This window comes from Methanospirillum sp. (assembly GCF_035560735.1).
GTDB lineage: Archaea > Halobacteriota > Methanomicrobia > Methanomicrobiales > Methanospirillaceae > Methanospirillum.
In genome coordinates, this window is the sequence record NZ_DATMYY010000321.1 from 1 (window position 1) to 15,455 (window position 15,455).

14 protein-coding genes and 1 tRNA gene are annotated in these 15,455 nt (G+C 46.2%); 8 read left to right on the forward strand and 7 right to left on the reverse strand.

From position 1 onward, the window contains the following. Positions 1–9 precede the first annotated feature (9 nt). The gene (locus VN429_RS09375) at positions 10–426 is read left to right on the forward strand and encodes a hypothetical protein (protein WP_325632538.1); all 417 of its coding nucleotides are present in this window, start codon (positions 10–12) and stop codon (positions 424–426) included. A gap of 12 nt (positions 427–438) precedes the next feature. On the opposite strand, the gene VN429_RS09380 is transcribed toward VN429_RS09375, so the two are convergent. Then, a complete protein-coding gene (locus tag VN429_RS09380) occupies positions 439–1,287 on the reverse strand; it encodes a deaminase (RefSeq protein WP_325632540.1) in 849 nt (282 codons plus the stop codon). 115 nt (positions 1,288–1,402) lie between these two features. On the opposite strand from VN429_RS09380, the gene VN429_RS09385 reads away from it, so the two are divergent. After that, positions 1,403–1,663 (forward strand): pro-sigmaK processing inhibitor BofA family protein, encoded by a 261-nt coding sequence (locus VN429_RS09385; RefSeq protein ID WP_325632543.1) that lies wholly within the window; start codon positions 1,403–1,405, stop codon positions 1,661–1,663. A gap of 73 nt (positions 1,664–1,736) precedes the next feature. Here VN429_RS09385 and VN429_RS09390 read toward each other — a convergent pair whose 3' ends face one another. The 6 genes from VN429_RS09390 to lonB all read right to left on the reverse strand — a co-directional run bounded on the left by VN429_RS09390 (position 1,737) and on the right by lonB (position 9,641). Further along, on the reverse strand, positions 1,737–3,374 hold the full coding sequence (locus tag VN429_RS09390; RefSeq protein WP_325632546.1) for a hypothetical protein: 1,638 nt from the start codon (positions 3,372–3,374) through the stop codon (positions 1,737–1,739). Positions 3,375–3,391: 17 nt separating this feature from the next. Beyond that, complete coding sequence (locus VN429_RS09395; RefSeq protein WP_325632548.1) at positions 3,392–4,219, reverse strand: tetratricopeptide repeat protein; 828 nt, start codon at positions 4,217–4,219, stop codon at positions 3,392–3,394. A 71-nt stretch (positions 4,220–4,290) separates the two neighbouring features. Further along, positions 4,291–5,043, reverse strand: coding sequence for a type I 3-dehydroquinate dehydratase (locus VN429_RS09400; RefSeq protein WP_325632550.1), 753 nt, complete (start codon positions 5,041–5,043; stop codon positions 4,291–4,293). Continuing rightward, positions 5,043–6,329: a TldD/PmbA family protein gene (locus VN429_RS09405; protein ID WP_325632552.1), complete on the reverse strand. Its 1,287-nt coding sequence runs from the start codon at positions 6,327–6,329 to the stop codon at positions 5,043–5,045. Before VN429_RS09405 ends, VN429_RS09400 begins: the two co-directional genes overlap by 1 nt. Continuing rightward, positions 6,319–7,653: a TldD/PmbA family protein gene (locus VN429_RS09410; RefSeq protein WP_325632554.1), complete on the reverse strand. Its 1,335-nt coding sequence runs from the start codon at positions 7,651–7,653 to the stop codon at positions 6,319–6,321. The genes VN429_RS09405 and VN429_RS09410 overlap by 11 nt, the downstream gene beginning before the upstream one ends. Further along, the gene (gene lonB / locus VN429_RS09415) at positions 7,653–9,641 is read right to left on the reverse strand and encodes an ATP-dependent protease LonB (RefSeq protein WP_414675302.1); all 1,989 of its coding nucleotides are present in this window, start codon (positions 9,639–9,641) and stop codon (positions 7,653–7,655) included. Before lonB ends, VN429_RS09410 begins: the two co-directional genes overlap by 1 nt. Before the next feature lie 142 nt (positions 9,642–9,783). On the opposite strand from lonB, the gene VN429_RS09420 reads away from it, so the two are divergent. The 6 genes from VN429_RS09420 to VN429_RS09445 all read left to right on the forward strand — a co-directional run. Then, on the forward strand, positions 9,784–10,629 hold the full coding sequence (locus VN429_RS09420) for a ribose-phosphate diphosphokinase (RefSeq protein ID WP_325632559.1): 846 nt from the start codon (positions 9,784–9,786) through the stop codon (positions 10,627–10,629). After that, a complete protein-coding gene (locus tag VN429_RS09425) occupies positions 10,613–11,149 on the forward strand; it encodes an NOB1 family endonuclease (RefSeq protein WP_325632563.1) in 537 nt (178 codons plus the stop codon). Before VN429_RS09420 ends, VN429_RS09425 begins: the two co-directional genes overlap by 17 nt. 22 nt (positions 11,150–11,171) lie before the next feature. Then, entirely contained in the window at positions 11,172–11,768 is a 597-nt protein-coding gene (locus VN429_RS09430; protein ID WP_325632566.1) for an orotate phosphoribosyltransferase-like protein, read from the forward strand. A 79-nt stretch (positions 11,769–11,847) separates the two neighbouring features. Then, on the forward strand, positions 11,848–13,434 hold the full coding sequence (thsA, locus tag VN429_RS09435) for a thermosome subunit alpha (protein WP_325632569.1): 1,587 nt from the start codon (positions 11,848–11,850) through the stop codon (positions 13,432–13,434). A gap of 81 nt (positions 13,435–13,515) precedes the next feature. Then, a tRNA-Ser gene (locus tag VN429_RS09440) sits at positions 13,516–13,598 on the forward strand. A gap of 153 nt (positions 13,599–13,751) precedes the next feature. Beyond that, positions 13,752–15,455: histidine kinase N-terminal 7TM domain-containing protein (locus VN429_RS09445; RefSeq protein ID WP_325632571.1), on the forward strand; the 1,704-nt coding region annotated here is incomplete at its 3' end.

Below are 15,455 nucleotides of genomic sequence, written 5' to 3' on the forward strand. Positions count from 1 at the left end.
TGATATCTGATGGAATTTGGGGTATATCAGTTCCTGGCAGATCCGGTCCTGATTGCCTTTCTTATTTTGACCGCTTTTTCTGTAATATGGAAATTTTTCAAGGTATGGATCGCTTCAATTATTACCTGTTCATTGGCGGGAGCTTTGATTGTGGTTATCCTGGTCACAGCTGGTCAGGTTGCAGGCGCTGATGACCTTATCAGATATCTTATAACTTCCCATTACCGGTTTATGGGGTCTTTAACCCTCAGTTTTCGCGATATTATTTTAATGCTCCTTCTTATCATCTCATTCCAGCTTGCCCTTGCAGGTCACACACTGGAGATTGAAAAGAAATTAAATGAGCATTTGTTCTGGATTCCCTCCAGAGGTACCCATCATTATGAGATGGAGCATACTCTAGAGGGTGAGAAAAAAAGCGAATAGAGAATTTCCAGGTCAAAGGGCTCCAATATCTTCGTTCCAAAGGTCAGGATTATCCAAAATAAACTTCTTCATCATCGATATACATCTTTGGTTATTCAGATTGGTGACCCTGGTCCCATGAGATCTCATCAAAACCTCTGCACCCTCTAATGTCTGCGATTCACCGACTATCACAGTAGGTATCTGAAACTGCACGACAGCTCCTGCACAAAGGAAAGATGGCATCAGAGTTGAATAGAGTGTACAGTCCTTGTATGATCCAATTTTCCCAGCATTACGAAGACAGTCGATCTCAGCATGGATCATGGGATCCCCATTCTGCACCCTCCGGTTATGTCCTCTTCCAATGATTGTACCGCTTTTAACCAGGACAGCTCCAATTGGAATTCCTCCTTCAGACAACCCTCGTTCAGCCTCGTAGATTGCCTCTTCCATAAATGAATCGTGATCATCACTTGTTTCTTCGGGTGATCCAAGAATTTCATCTTCAGCTGTCCAGGCTGGATCTACGATTGCAAGAAATATGAGTTCATTATCCCCGGTATTTTTTATAAACTGAACTGATCCGGGAGGTATGTACACGAGTTGTCCTGCTGATACCTGTTTTTCTTCGGTCCCGATATGCATCAAGCCGGTTCCCTGAAGAATGTAATAAACCTCAGATGATCTAAGGAGGGTATGGGGCAGGGTCTCCTGCCCTGAAGCCACCCTGGCATGAGCAATACTATATCTGGATGAGACCCGGTCACCGAAATCCTTGGGATGAAATAACTCGCCAAGCAGTGATCTGTCCATTACTTCCTGATATGGAATCTGACTGATGTCGGTGATGAGCATACTTTCGGTATTAGATGCTGACATATTATACATACATGCTGTCAGTCTGTTAGCAGGACAATGGAATGATATTAAGCCTGACTATACCCCGGTAACCGGTATCCTCATCTATTATCCGGGCAGAATTGTCTGAAAGACTATGATCGACACTATCATCCTGATTCTGCTGGGACTCATAATCCTTGTTATACTTTGGCGCCTCGTCAAAAATGTAATGAACCTTGTGATAAATTCCATAATAGGCCTTATCATTCTGATTGCTGTAAATTTTCTTCATCTGTTTGGCCTTTTGGGGAAGACTGACATTCCGATCAACATTATATCTGTAATCGTCTGTGCCCTTGCAGGAATCCCTGGGGCAATACTGTTGATCCTTCTTCATCTAGTCGGGCTTTATTAACCCTTTTTTTCAAAAAAGATTTAGTCTTACCTTTGCATCCACAATGGACTGCATGAGGTAAAAACAGATTTGATTATTCAGTCTTATTTTCCTGAGTCATATTTTCTGAACCTGGATTACCAGCACCATTTTCAGGCCCTGTTATAATTAGTGCAAGAATTCCTGAATCAGCAGGACCGAAGAAGTCAGAACCACCATATACTCCTCTGTAATAATGGAATCCAGATTTTTTCGGTACATCCACCATTGCCACTGTTCCATCACTTCGTGTAGTGAGATTTCCGTTACCGTTCATGAACCAGGTAAACCCATCTTCTGAGAAGTACATCTGTACCGGCTCTTCTGCCAGAGGATTCCCGTCAGGATCTGACAGGGTAAATGTTATCAGGGCTTTTTCATTGACCTGCACTTCTGGGGGTTCACTTTTAACTGTGAGTACTGCGGGCAGGATTGATGAATTGGTCTCTGTCTGACCTCTGACAACCAGAGGTAATACATGGGAGAATAATGGTTTGCCTGTTTGTTCCTTCTTGGAAACAACTGCAAGATATGAGATTCCTGTGAGGTTCGGACCACTTACATTGAAGGCATAATATCCGTCATCATTAGTGATTGCTTCAGAGGTGTTTCTGTATCTGTCCCATATCTTATCAGCAAAATTGTACCAGTATAAGTTGAGACGGCCTGAAGCAACTCCGTTTCCTTCCCCATCTGAGAACCATCCTGATATCGTGACATTTTCATCGGGTTTGATGATGGCTGCGTTCAGTCCGGCATCAATATTTCTAATGCCTGTTCTGTCACGGGCCATGGGAGCGAAATCCTCGGTTTTTTCAAATTGCAACGTCACAACATTACTGGTGAGGTCCTTTCCCAGATCATCTGTGGAGAGTGCCCTGAAAGAGAGCGTTTCAGGTCCTGTCAGATAATACGATGTTGTAAATGAACCATCGGCTCCGGTGGTGATTGTATCACCGATCTTTGAGTATTGACCATTATCTCCCCTCTTCTGGATGCTCAATGCCACAAACGGAAGGGGAGTCTGGTTTTTCCCAATGATAGATCCTGAGAATGTGACATTTTCCCCAGAGATGTATGATTCTGGACCATGAAGGATTAAACCTGATGTGTCTGATATTTGTTTGATATCACTTTCATTCAGGGTTGCATCAGATTCTGGTATCTCTTCAGGTTCTACTATGGATTGTTCCGGCTCTTCCTGAACGGTGAGATTTGTGAATTTTTGTTCAGTTGAATTTGCTACTGTCGTTATTTCTATCTCGTAACTTTTTGTCAGATTCTTCCCCTTCAAATCTGAACCTTCAAACCAGGCCTGATATCTGACGACTCCTGAACTGTTCAGGTGATCTGTTAGGGAAAAATCCCCGTTATCATCAGTGGTAAGGTTTACAGCAGGGGCAGGGATGGTGCCATTTCCACGTGCCAGAATAATGGGTGCATTTTTTATCGGCCCGAACATTGTGGTAATTTTTCCTGATATGTTCACCTCACTTCCCTGTGGGAGATAATACAGGTTGGGTCTTATGGCAAGTGTGATCTGCAGCCCTGTAAGCATGGTGCTATTGTCGGGAATTGCAAGTATCGACTGCCATTCTTCTGTTGTATGTTCTTTCAGTGAGATTGCCGAAGCAGTACCTGAAACTAGAATCAAAGTTATTAAAAACAGGAGATGAAAGGATTTGATCTGCATGGTTACGTTCTCTTTTTTTATGGGTTAATTGGCTTCTCACCCGGCTGCAGGTACCTGAACTCCTGGTACCGGTCTTCCAGCTCCTGTATAGTCCGGGCAACGAATTTGTCTGATCGCTTCTCCATCTTGACTTTAATTACCGCATCTCTGCCTGGATCGATCCTGACTGCCTGTTCATATCCATTAATTCCAGGTGTGTAGAGATCAGTCTGTTTTAGTGATAATGAAGCGTTTGCACCTGCAGTTGGGATGGTGAGTAATGCAAAGATTACATCTGATCTCTTCTCCCAGTTCTGTGCATCATTTGGTGTGAGATTAACGAGACTTGAATAACGCTCATATGCCTCGAGATACCGTGCCTTTTCAAGAGCAATATCTGCTATCACTGAGAGATATTGTGGATTATTTGTCTGAATCTGGAGTATCTGTGAAAATACAGCATCTGCCTCACTTGACCTGCCGGTTTTCAAAAGGAGTCGTGCCTTCTTTATCAGAAGTAACGGATTGGATGGATCGAGAGAGATGGCCTGATCCAAAACTTTTATAGCTCCGGCATCATCGCTTGCAGCGATAAGGGCATCACTTTTAAGGCGATACAAATCAGCCTGATCAGGATGCTTTGCAATAAAAAAGTCATATACAGAAACTGCAGTCATTGGGCGTGCGGTCATTACTGAAAATTCTGCAAGTGCTGTTCCAGTGTTCTGCAGGAGTTGTTCTGGAATCATATCCTGGTACTGCGCCGGAATAACTGTGAATATAGCCTGTAAAAACGTCGCTGGCATAAGAACAACGAGCACAAGTATTACCAGAAGAATCCCTATTGTCAGTCTTCCAAGATTCATTCGCTCCACCCTGAACAGATCGCTCGATAACTGTTATCGATCATAAGATTCCTGATCATTCTCATCCCCTTTTATGAGCGATGCTCCCTGATCTCACCAGCAAGCCGGTAAAACAGCGATGGATCTCCTGAACGAACAGGTCTGCCCTGGAACCATGTGTCAATGACCCCTGGGGACAAGAGGTGGGCAAGCATACGCATCTCACGCAGACTGTACTGGCCGGGAGATGTCGGGCTGTCAATGTAACAATAGGTATAAAGTGAACCAAAGAGAGGGAGCAGAGGTCGTGCGTACCTGCAGACCATCCCGGTCACGCTCACTATTAGTGGTTTAGGTGCAGCATTGGTGAACTGAAGCAGGGTGAGAAGATCGGTGGTGTCCTGCGGCTGTACTGCAATCTTGGGAATATCACCAAATGACCTGAGCTCTTTATATAGGGTCATCAGTTTTTCAGGTGATAACATCTCATTGCGATGGCAGGAAGCGATGGTTGTAATCCCCATCTCTTTGAGTCGTGATGCATGTTCTTTGAATCTGATCTCAACATCAACGATAGTGATAAGGGGGAGAAACGGTGTTATCCTCTCTATCCATCCATCAGGATCTCCTGCAAAGGCCCCGCCCTCTGCACTTGATCTCAGTGTCAGGATGATTGGTTTTTTAAATGAGTCAGCGAGCAGGTTCAATTGTTTCTCGATGGGTTCTGTGATGAGATCCAGTCTGATCTCAACTGCATCGGCCTCTTTGATCTGTTCAGATTCAAACTGGCGTGGACTTGAGAGTGATACAACGGTCTGAATAATGGTAGTATTTTCTTCTGCCATTATGCCCTCCCGACAATGCTCACCCCTGAAAAGCGGGTGGACGGAAGGATGAGAGATCCCATTGTTCGTGTCTCTTCAGAGCAGCCCTCAATGTTTTTGAGCATTTCAAAAACATTGCCTGAAAGCATTCCCGTTTTTATAGGTGTGCTTAAGCTGCCTCCGGATATATGGTAAGGGCCGGAGAGTTCGACCGAGAAGTCTCCTGACATCGGGTTAGCAGTGTGAGCTCCGATAAGATCATGGATGTAAACCGCGTCCTTTTCCATGACATTCATGGTGGGACCAGAAAGGATCAGATTATGGTTGCCGATGCCCGGTGCTCCGTTCATACCTGTTCTGACACCATGACCGGTGGGTTTCACACCATACCTGTATGCAGTCTTGAGATCATAGGCAAATGATGAAAGAACTCCCTGGTCAATGAATGATGTTTTTTGAACTGGCATCCCTTCACCATCCCAGTAGCAGTTTGCGGTGCCCCTGGGATCAAAAGGATCATCAATGAGAGAGAATCTTTTGTCCATCACCTCTTCTCCCATTTTATCAGCGAAAAAGGACCTGCCTGTATGAACATTTCTCCCTGATAAAGCAGGAATAAAGGTAGCATCCAGCAGATGTGAGAGGGCAGTTGGCGAGAGGACAATATCATATGTACCGGTTTCTATCTCTTTTCCATCTTTGCCGGTGGCTGCAAAAAAGGCGGCCTGTTCACCTACATATTCTGGCTTTGCTGTCTTCAGACTCCAGGAAGAATCATATTCAAAACCAGTCGACTGATCTGCAATCATCTCTAGTGAGAGACTTACATGTGTCTCTTCAGTTTCGTACCACAGACCAGTACTGTTTGCGATAAGATGGGATGCCTCGGAGAGTGAGACACCTCCACCGGTCACTTCTGCATCGAAAGTTCCTGCTCCATCAAGCATCCGGGTGATGAGATCCCGTGCTATGGCCGGATCAGCTTTGACAGCTGAATCGTATGCGAGCAGTTCTTTGGGAAGAGGAGCAGGTCCGGGTAGTCCTTTCCAATCCACAGAATCTGAAAAAACAGCACTGGCAATAGCGGCATCAAGGCACTTTTGCCAGGCATCCTGGTTATCAGTTGAAGATATGCCTATCTTTCCATCCTTTATGGTTCTGATAACGAGCCCGGATCCTTCTGAAATTGTACCGATCTCGATCTGCTTTCGCTTGAGGTCTACTGAAAGTGCATGGCCTTTTCCCATGCATATCTCAACCTCATCAACACGCTTCTCTGCCGCCTTCAGAATTTTCTCAACTGACATCGCATCCTCCAACGATAGCATCCCTGAGCAGCAGATGTGGGGCTCCGTCAGTAACCGGAACTGTCTGTCCCCCTTTCCCACAGTATCCCGGGTGAAGTGCCCGGTCATTTCCTACTAATTCTACTGAATGAAGGGTTGAGAGGATCTCTCCAGAAAGGGATACATCCCGAACCATTGAGGTACATTCACCTCCTTCTACCAGGTACCCGTACTCAGCATTGAACTGGAACATACCCCTACCTGGATCTACCTGTCCTCCACGTGATCCTTTGAGCAGGATACCGTCTTTGCACGACTCCAGGATCTCCTCGTATAAGGCTTCACCATTCTCGACAAAGGTATTACTCATCCGGACAATGGGAATTTCACCTGCCATACCACGACAGTGTCCTGAAATTCCATCACCAACTCTGGCCAGCGTCTCTTTTGAATGGAGATATGAATTCATAACCCCGCCTTTGATGATCTCGGTCCGACTGGTTGCTGATCCTTCATCATCTACCGGGCAGAATCCGAACTCAACAAGTGAAGGATCGTCTACAATAGTTATTACCGGTGTTCCGATAGCCTGCCCGATCTTTCCTATCAGAACTGAATTCCCTTCTCTGACAAGATCGCCCTCTGCAGCATGGCCTACGGCTTCATGAGCAAACACTCCTCCGAGTTCAGGGTCAAGGATTGCATGCATTTTACCTCCTTTTGCCGGTTTCGCATCAAGAAGAGAATTTGCACGGTGTGCTGATTCCCGGGCTAGGTCCTGACGGTGTCTGATATTCAGACCCCTGATGGTATGATCTCTCTCATATCCCATCTGGACTACACCTCCACGACTTGCGACCGCTAGAACAGAGAAACCGCATCGGCAAAGTTCATACCTATACTCATTACCAGAAGAGTCGATAAAGTGAATCTCCTCGGTTTTTTCGATGTACGTCACTCTCCGGCTTACGATGTTCTCTCCTGCTGCTGCCTTTTCAAGGTCCTGGAGAATTGCAACCTTTTCTTCAATCCCAACATTTCTGGGATCTTCGCCGGTTTTTGGGATACCATGTATCGTTGAAGGAACAGATGCAATATCTACCCGCTCGTTGGTTATCAGCGAGGCTGTCATTGCTTCAGCAACTAGTTTTCGGCTGCAATCATCTGTTCCTATCCTGTCACCTGAAACCGAGAGAACCCCCCATCCGAGATCCCCAAGTGCCCGGATGGTTGCTTTGTCGTAAAAAGAAGTACCTGCCTGTTCAACCCTGCCGTTGTCGATATCAATCTGGGTTACTTCACCTCGTACCCTTCTGATATCGTAATATCGTGGCTCTGAAGGCATCAGATAACCGTCCGTGAGACTGGGATCTCTGAACCAAGGATTGACTTGGTGGTTGCATGGGTTATCGATTTTATCCGGTGAAGGAAGTTATCGCGGTCTTCTGGAACAAGGGCTATATCGAGAACCTCTTCGATGGAAGTGACCGGAATGATCTCAACCATTGATTTGTACTCCTCCTCGATGAGAACATCCTCAAGGTTTGCCCTTGGAATGATGATCTTTTTGATTCCAGCTTTTGCAGCAGCCTCTATCTTGTAGGTAACACCACCAATGGGCAGAACATCTCCCCGAACTGAAAGTGAACCGGTCATCGCGATATCCTGGCGCACTGGAATCTGTTCAAGAGCACTGATTGCTGCAGTTGCAACAGTGACCGATGCAGAATCTCCCTCTACTCCCTGATATGTTCCGATAAACTGGATATGGATATCGATATTTCTGATATCCTTTCCAGTAAACCGCTTTAGGATTGCCCCCACGTTCTTGATCGACTCCTGGGCAATCTCCTTCAACAAACCGGTTGCTATGATCTCTCCGCCATCACCCTGGGCCGGAGTGATCGCTGCCATGATTGGAAGTACTGAACCTGCATCGCTTCCCATAACTGCAAGCCCGTTTACTCTTCCGATCTGGGTTCCTTCTACGACCGCCAGATCATACTCCCTTGTTCTCTTGATTACCTGTGCTGAAATCTGGTCTTCAATCGAGCGGGCAGTCTTCTTCGCTTCAATAACATGGACTCTGGTTGTCAGTTCTGCAGACTCCTGGCGTGCCAGATCTCCAGCCACCCTGATGAGACCTCCCATGTCACGAAGACGCAAAGTAAGGTGTCCTTTCCTGTTTGACCGTCTTCTGGCCTCATGGAGGACCTCTTCAATAGCACTCCTGTCAAAATGCGGGATCATCCCGTCATTTTTGATCTCCTGTGCGATGAACCTGATAAACTTCTCCTGGTTTTCTGGGCTATCAGGCATCGTGTCTTCCATGTAGACCTCGTACCCGTTACCCCTGATACGGGATCTGAGTGCCGGATGCATTCCTTCAATCGCATCAAGGTTTCCTGCTGCAACCATCACAAAGTCACATGGAACCGGTTCGGTTCTGACCATTGCCCCTGATGACCGCTCGCTCTGACCAGTGATAGAGAATTCCCCTTCCTGCATGGCAGTCAAAAGACTCTGCTGCGCAGCAAGACCGAGGGTGTTTATCTCGTCAATAAAGAGCACTCCCTTGTGTGCCCGGTGAATAGCTCCTGCTTCAACTCTGTCATGAGCCGGGGTTTCAAGCCCTCCTGACTGAAAGGGGTCGTGCCTGACATCACCAAGCAGAGCACCTGCATGAGAACCGGTTGCATCAACAAATGGGGCTGTCGTGGTCTTGTCATGGGAAACAAGAAGTTTTGGAACCATCTGCTCTTCGCGAGGGGTAGCATATCTGAGCGCCATAAACACAAATGCGGCTGCGATGATTCCCATCAGCCACTGGTATGTGATGAAAGAATATCCGATGATACCGAGCATCAGAATCATGATGAGAGTGTTGCGCAGCTGTGCCTTTTTTCTGGCTTCTGTCTTATGGGCTGTAACAATCTCCTTTCCACGACCTGATTTCACCGTTCGGATAATCGGTTCATTGGAATCCTCTGAGTTCGGGTACACGAGGATATCCTGCATCTCTTCCTTGGGCAGGAGTTCGGCCATTGCTTTAGCAAGCATCGATTTGCCGGTACCCGGTGTTCCGATCATCATTACGTGCCGACGCTGAATGGCAGCTTTTCTGATGACCTCAACAGCATGATCCTGACCGATAACCTGATCGATAAGACTCTCTGGGACCTGAATTATCCGAGATGTTCCATCATCGACTACTGGAGTGGAATCTTCTGCTTTATTCTCCTGACCTGCCTCTTCCTGCGCAGGTATTGCGGATTGGACATCTGCAGACTCCGGGTTCTGCTGACCAATATCCTCTACCTGGGGCTCCGACAAATCTCTCTTATCTTCCGGAATATTAATATTTTGCGGCTTATTATCCTCGGGATCCATTATAGCGTGTACACCTGCATAGCGATTAATCAGTATTCAATCAGGGACAATTGTTTAAGTACTTTCAGCAAAAGTATAAGCCAGCATGAAGATCATCAGCACCCGGCGGTCCCAGGTCCTTGCCGGCAGAATAGCAGATTTACTGCAAAAACCGCTGGTAGATGTCAGATGGACCCGGTTTCCGGATGGAGAAATCTATCTGCGTACTGATGAGATCTCGAATCAGATGGTGATCGTCGGCAGTCTTGTAGAAAGTGATGATCTCATAGAACTACTTCTGCTCACAGACGTGTGTAATGGATCAGAGATCACCCTTGTTCTTCCATATATGGGATATGCCCGGCAAGATAAACAATTCAATCCTGGTGAACCGTTATCGGCCAGGATCATTGCCCGGACACTTGGCTCTGGTGTGAATCGGGTAATCACTATCAACCTTCATGAAAAGACGATAATTCCATACTTTGGGATACCAACCACTGATCTCTCGCTCGCAGGAGATATGGCAGCAGCCATACAGAATTTCTCATGCAAGTCCCCCCTGATTCTCGGACCTGACATTGGGGCAGCGAACCTTGCTTATGATATTGCAGCAACAGGAGGTTGGGAGTCTGATCATCTCCACAAAGTCAGATTATCAGGTATTGAAGTCAGGATTGAACCTAAAGAGATCCCGGTAAAAGGAAGAGATGTAGTGATAGTTGATGATATCATCTCAACCGGAGGCACCCAGGCAACCGCAGCCGCCATGCTTCTAGAGCAGGGAGCAGCTTCCATATGTACTGTCTGTGTACATGGTGTTCTGGCATCCGGAGCTTATACTCATCTGAAAAGTGTTGGGATCAATCAGATCATCAGCAGTGATACTATCGAAAGTGCCTGCAGTGGTTACTCTGCAGCCAGGATAATTGCCAATGCTCTCAACAGATAATATTGAAACAACTTCTGATTCATCCGGCTCATCTGAAACAGAATCCGGACGGACTGTTCTAGTTCTTGATACTTCGGCCTTTTTTCTTTCTATCCCCCTGGATGGTGTTCTATTTACTGTTCCCCGGGTGGAATCAGAACTCAAGGACCTGCGTGGAAAGGCCAGGTTTTCTGTTCTGCTTGATGAGGGAATGGAAATAAGGCCTCCACTTCAAAAATCGTTGAAAGCTGCCAGGGAAGCAGCGGGGAAGTGCGGGGATATACGCGTTCTTTCAGATACAGATACCGATCTGATTGCTCTCGCTCTGGAGGTAAAAGGAACACTGGTATCTGATGATTTTGCTGTACAGAACACCGCTTTATTACTAGGGATACCTGTACGGTCAATCATCCAGCGCGAAGCCGGTCCACGGGTCTGGCAACTTAGATGTACTGGATGTGGCAAGTATTTTGATCAGGTCCCGACAAAAGCCGGCGATTGTCCGATCTGTGGTTCGGCATTAAAACGAAAGAATAAATAGATCCCCGGATATTTCTTTCAAGATGTCTACGATCGAAGATCTCATTCAGAAGGCACGACACCTGAGAAGTGAAGGCCACAGTCCTGGTCAGATCGCGGACGAACTCTCCCTTTCCATGGAGACTGTGACCTGGCTCTTAACTCAGGAGAAAGGTGCCTCAACTCCGAAAGATGTTCATATAGACTGGACTAGTGTGAGTGGTGACGCGGTTCTGCTTCATGAAAGCAGCATGATGCTCATGTCCAGGTACCGTATGATGCAGCCGGAAGGGTCCAGCCCGACAGCATTAGTCGGCATCTCGATATCCGGGATTCCTCTGGCAACTCTTATGGCAGCATCAGAAGGGAGTCGTCTGGCAATTTACCATCCATCTAAGCATAGCATCGCTGAAACACCGATGGGTTCCATGAGTGGAAATTTCGGGATAACTCCCGGTGATAAGTGTGTGGTTGTGGATGATGTCATCACAACAGGGGAAACCCTTCGTGAGGTTGTGGCATATTTAAAAAGTCACGGTGCAACTCCTCTTGCATGCTGTGTCCTCTTTGATAAGCGCGGAATCAGGGAAATTGAGGGAGTCCCGGTCTATAGTCTCTTCAGAATTTCCCGAATAGATTAATCCCCTCTTCTTTTTCCGGTTAATGCGGAACACATATATAGAACTTTAAATCCACCTGTATTCATACGGAGGATACTCTATGCTTGCGCAACAGCCTGTAATAATCTTACGAGAAAATGTAGAGCGGACGCACGGATATGAGGCGCAGCGCTCAAATATAGCGGCCGCAAAGGCACTTGCCGAGGCTGTCAGATCTACCCTTGGTCCCCGGGGTATGGATAAGATGCTCATTGATGGAACCGGGGATATCACCATCACCAATGACGGAATTACAATTCTGGATGAGATATCAGTTCAACACCCCGGTGCCAAGATGGTCATCGAGGTTTCCCGGACTCAGGATGAGGAGGTAGGGGATGGAACAACCACAGCAGTGGTGGTAGTCGGCTCCCTGATGGAACAGGCCGAAATCCTTCTGAACAAAAAGATACACCCGACTGTTATCTGTCGTGGATATCGGATGGGAATGTCAAAGGCTCTTGAGATTCTTGAGGGCATGGCAACAACTGTTGATCCATTCAACAAAGAGATCCTTTCATCAATTGTACAGACCGCTATTACTGGGAAATCCATTGAGAACGTCAAAGAAAAGATCAGTGAGATTGCAGTAGAAGCAGTCACAGCTGTCGCAGAGAAGAACGGGAAAAAGATCACCGTTGATGAAGACGATGTTCAGATCAAATCCCATAAGGGCTCATCAATGGATGATGCTGAACTGATTCGTGGTGTTGTTCTTGAAAAGACACGCGTCAACCAGGCAATGCCAAAGAGCATTAAGAATGCAAAAGTTGCCCTTGTGACAAGCCCGCTTGAGATCAGAAAGACCGAGGTTAAGGCCAAGATCAAGATCAGCAGTACTGAACAGGTTGATGCATTTGGTCAGCAGGAGCGGGAAGCACTGAAGGCAATGGCAGATGCTGTCATTTCAACAGGTGCAAATGTTCTTCTCTGCCAGAAAGGAATTGCGGATGCAGCCCAGTACTTCCTTGCCAAGGCCGGAGTTATGGCGCTTGAAGATGTTCCAGAAAAGGACATGAAGTTTGCTGCCCGTGCATTGAATGCAGGAATTGCCAACAAAGCAGATGATCTGACCAAGTCTATGCTTGGGACTGCCGCAGGTGCGGAGGAGATTGAGGACACCGAGATGACCAAGATCTTCGGTGCCAAGAACCCGAAGACTGTAACCATCCTTCTGCGGGGAACTACCACGTATCTGGTTGATGAACTTGAACGTGCAATGGTGGATGCAACCCGGGTTGTCATGGATACCATGGAAGACGGGAAATATGTACCCGGTGGTGCAGCCATTGAGACCGAGTTAGTAGTGAAACTGCGTGAGTATGCAGCAACTATCGGTGGCAGAGAACAGATTGCAATCGAGTCGTACGCTGATGCCTTTGCAATCATCCCAATCACCCTTGCAGAAAACTCCGGTATGAACCCGATTGATAAACTGGTTGAACTCAAGGCTGCTCATGCCTCAGGCAAGAAGAATTATGGTCTGAATGTCTTTACTGGTAAGGCAGTTGATATGCTGGGTGAGGGAGTTATTGAACCACTCCGTTGCAAGCGCCAGACTATTCAGTCTTCAGCAGAAGCTGTAGAGATGCTGCTTCGCGTTGATGACATGATGGTATCACGCAACGATGCTCCTGGTGGTATGTAAAACCCCTTTCTTTTTCTCTCGTCTGATTTAGGCTTCCGATATCCTTAAACCTGAATTGGATCTACGTATGATGCTATTATTGCCGAGGTAGTCTAGCCCGGGAAGGCGGTGGTCTCGAAAACCACTGGTGTTTCACCTCGGGAGTTCAAATCTCCCCCTCGGCGTTTTTCTGAAATATTGTTATTGAACTTTAATCCTTGTCTCAGTATGGTACCTATCAGGTATCTAGATAAGGAAGTCTGTGTAATTTTTCTGATGCTATAATAGATCAGAATTAGTTTAATCATCATCCTGATTAAAAAAGCCTGGGTTAATTCATGGATATATTTTCAGTGCTTGTCTGGTTCTGTCTTGTATCCGCATGTATAACCTATGGTCTCGGACTGTTTGTACTCTCAAAAAATACCTCCTCTCCTGTTAACCGTCTCTTCTTTGCTGTTATGCTTGGAGCAACATACTGGGCAGCAGGGGAGTTCCTGATCTGGCACGTAAACAGTTATGACGGGTCATTGTTTTGGCTGAAAATAAGTTCATTCTGGACCCTGGTCATCGCCATGACTGTACATTTCACTCTAACTTTTACCAGTCACTGGCTTTCGAAACGTGAACATATCCTGAAGATCATCCTTCTTATTTATCTTCCATCACTGGTTTTTGCAGTTCTTGGGATCTGTACAAATTTAACGTATGTTATGGCACATGAGGGAACCGGGTATTATTATACTCCTGTTTATGGGAGTCTGGCATTTCAGATCGAATCCATATATTTTCTGTTCATAATGCTCGGTGCACTATATTTCTGTGTCCAGTCCTGGATTCGAGCACATAAGGAGCGGATTCGCAGGCAGTGTGCCCTTGTAAGTACTGGTTTTCTCCTCATCATTGGTCTTGGTTCACAATCGGTTTTTTATCTTCCAAGAAATGGAATTTTCCTTCCAAACCTTGTTTTTATTGGTATTGTTCTCTTTTCGTTCATTATTGCATACACTATATTGCGATACGGTCTGTTTACCTTAGGTCCGGAAGCAGTAGCATCCAATATCATCCGCACGATGCCGGATGGACTCATTCTGACTGATATGAATGGATTGATTATATCCGGGAATTCTGCGTCAGCAGAACTTTTCAACCTGAAACTCAAGCATATGGAAGGGACACACGTAACATCCCGGATCTCCGTGGATGAGTTTTCCAGGATAACGCAGTTAGTGTCAGAATTGGGCACACTTTCAGATTATGAATGTAATCTAGAGGGTTCTGGAGTTCCGGTTAGTATCGCCAGTTCTCTGGTCAGGGATCCTGAAGGTGACCCCGCAGGTATTATTCTTATTTTACGGGATATTACTGCGAGAAAATCTGCAGAAAGAGCATTGGAGATAGCTAACGAGAAGATCACACTGCTAAGCAGACTTACGAGGCATGATTTGAGCAATCTGGTAACTTCCTTGCTAGGGTATCTGACCCTTATTAAAGAGGATGGCAGAGTTACAATTGATAACCCTCATTTTATCGCATGCATCAATCTCACGGAGAAAATTTCTCAACATCTCCAGTTCTCACATGAGTATCATAAGGTTGGTTCTCATGATCCGGTGTGGATTCACCTTCCTCAAGTAATTCAGTCAGCTAGTCACGATCTTGCAAATGATTATGTTCAGATCTCAATGAATCTGCCCCAGGTTATGATCTATGCAGATCCCTTATTTCGAAAGGTCATTTACAACCTGTTTGAAAATGCAATCCGTCATGGTAATTCGATAACCAGAATTCTGGTTTCATCCTCGCAAAGCGAGAACGGTGATCTTGGACTTTTTATTGAGGATGACGGGGATGGAATCAGAGAAGAGGAGAAAGAATTGATCTTTTACCATGGGTATGGAAAAAATTCAGGTCTTGGGCTGACAATGGCTCGTGAAATCCTGTCAGTCACTGGAATTAGTATCACTGAAACGGGTATCTTTGGGCAGGGAGCACGATTTAAACTTATTATTCCCTCTGACTATTGGATGACAGATGGGCCT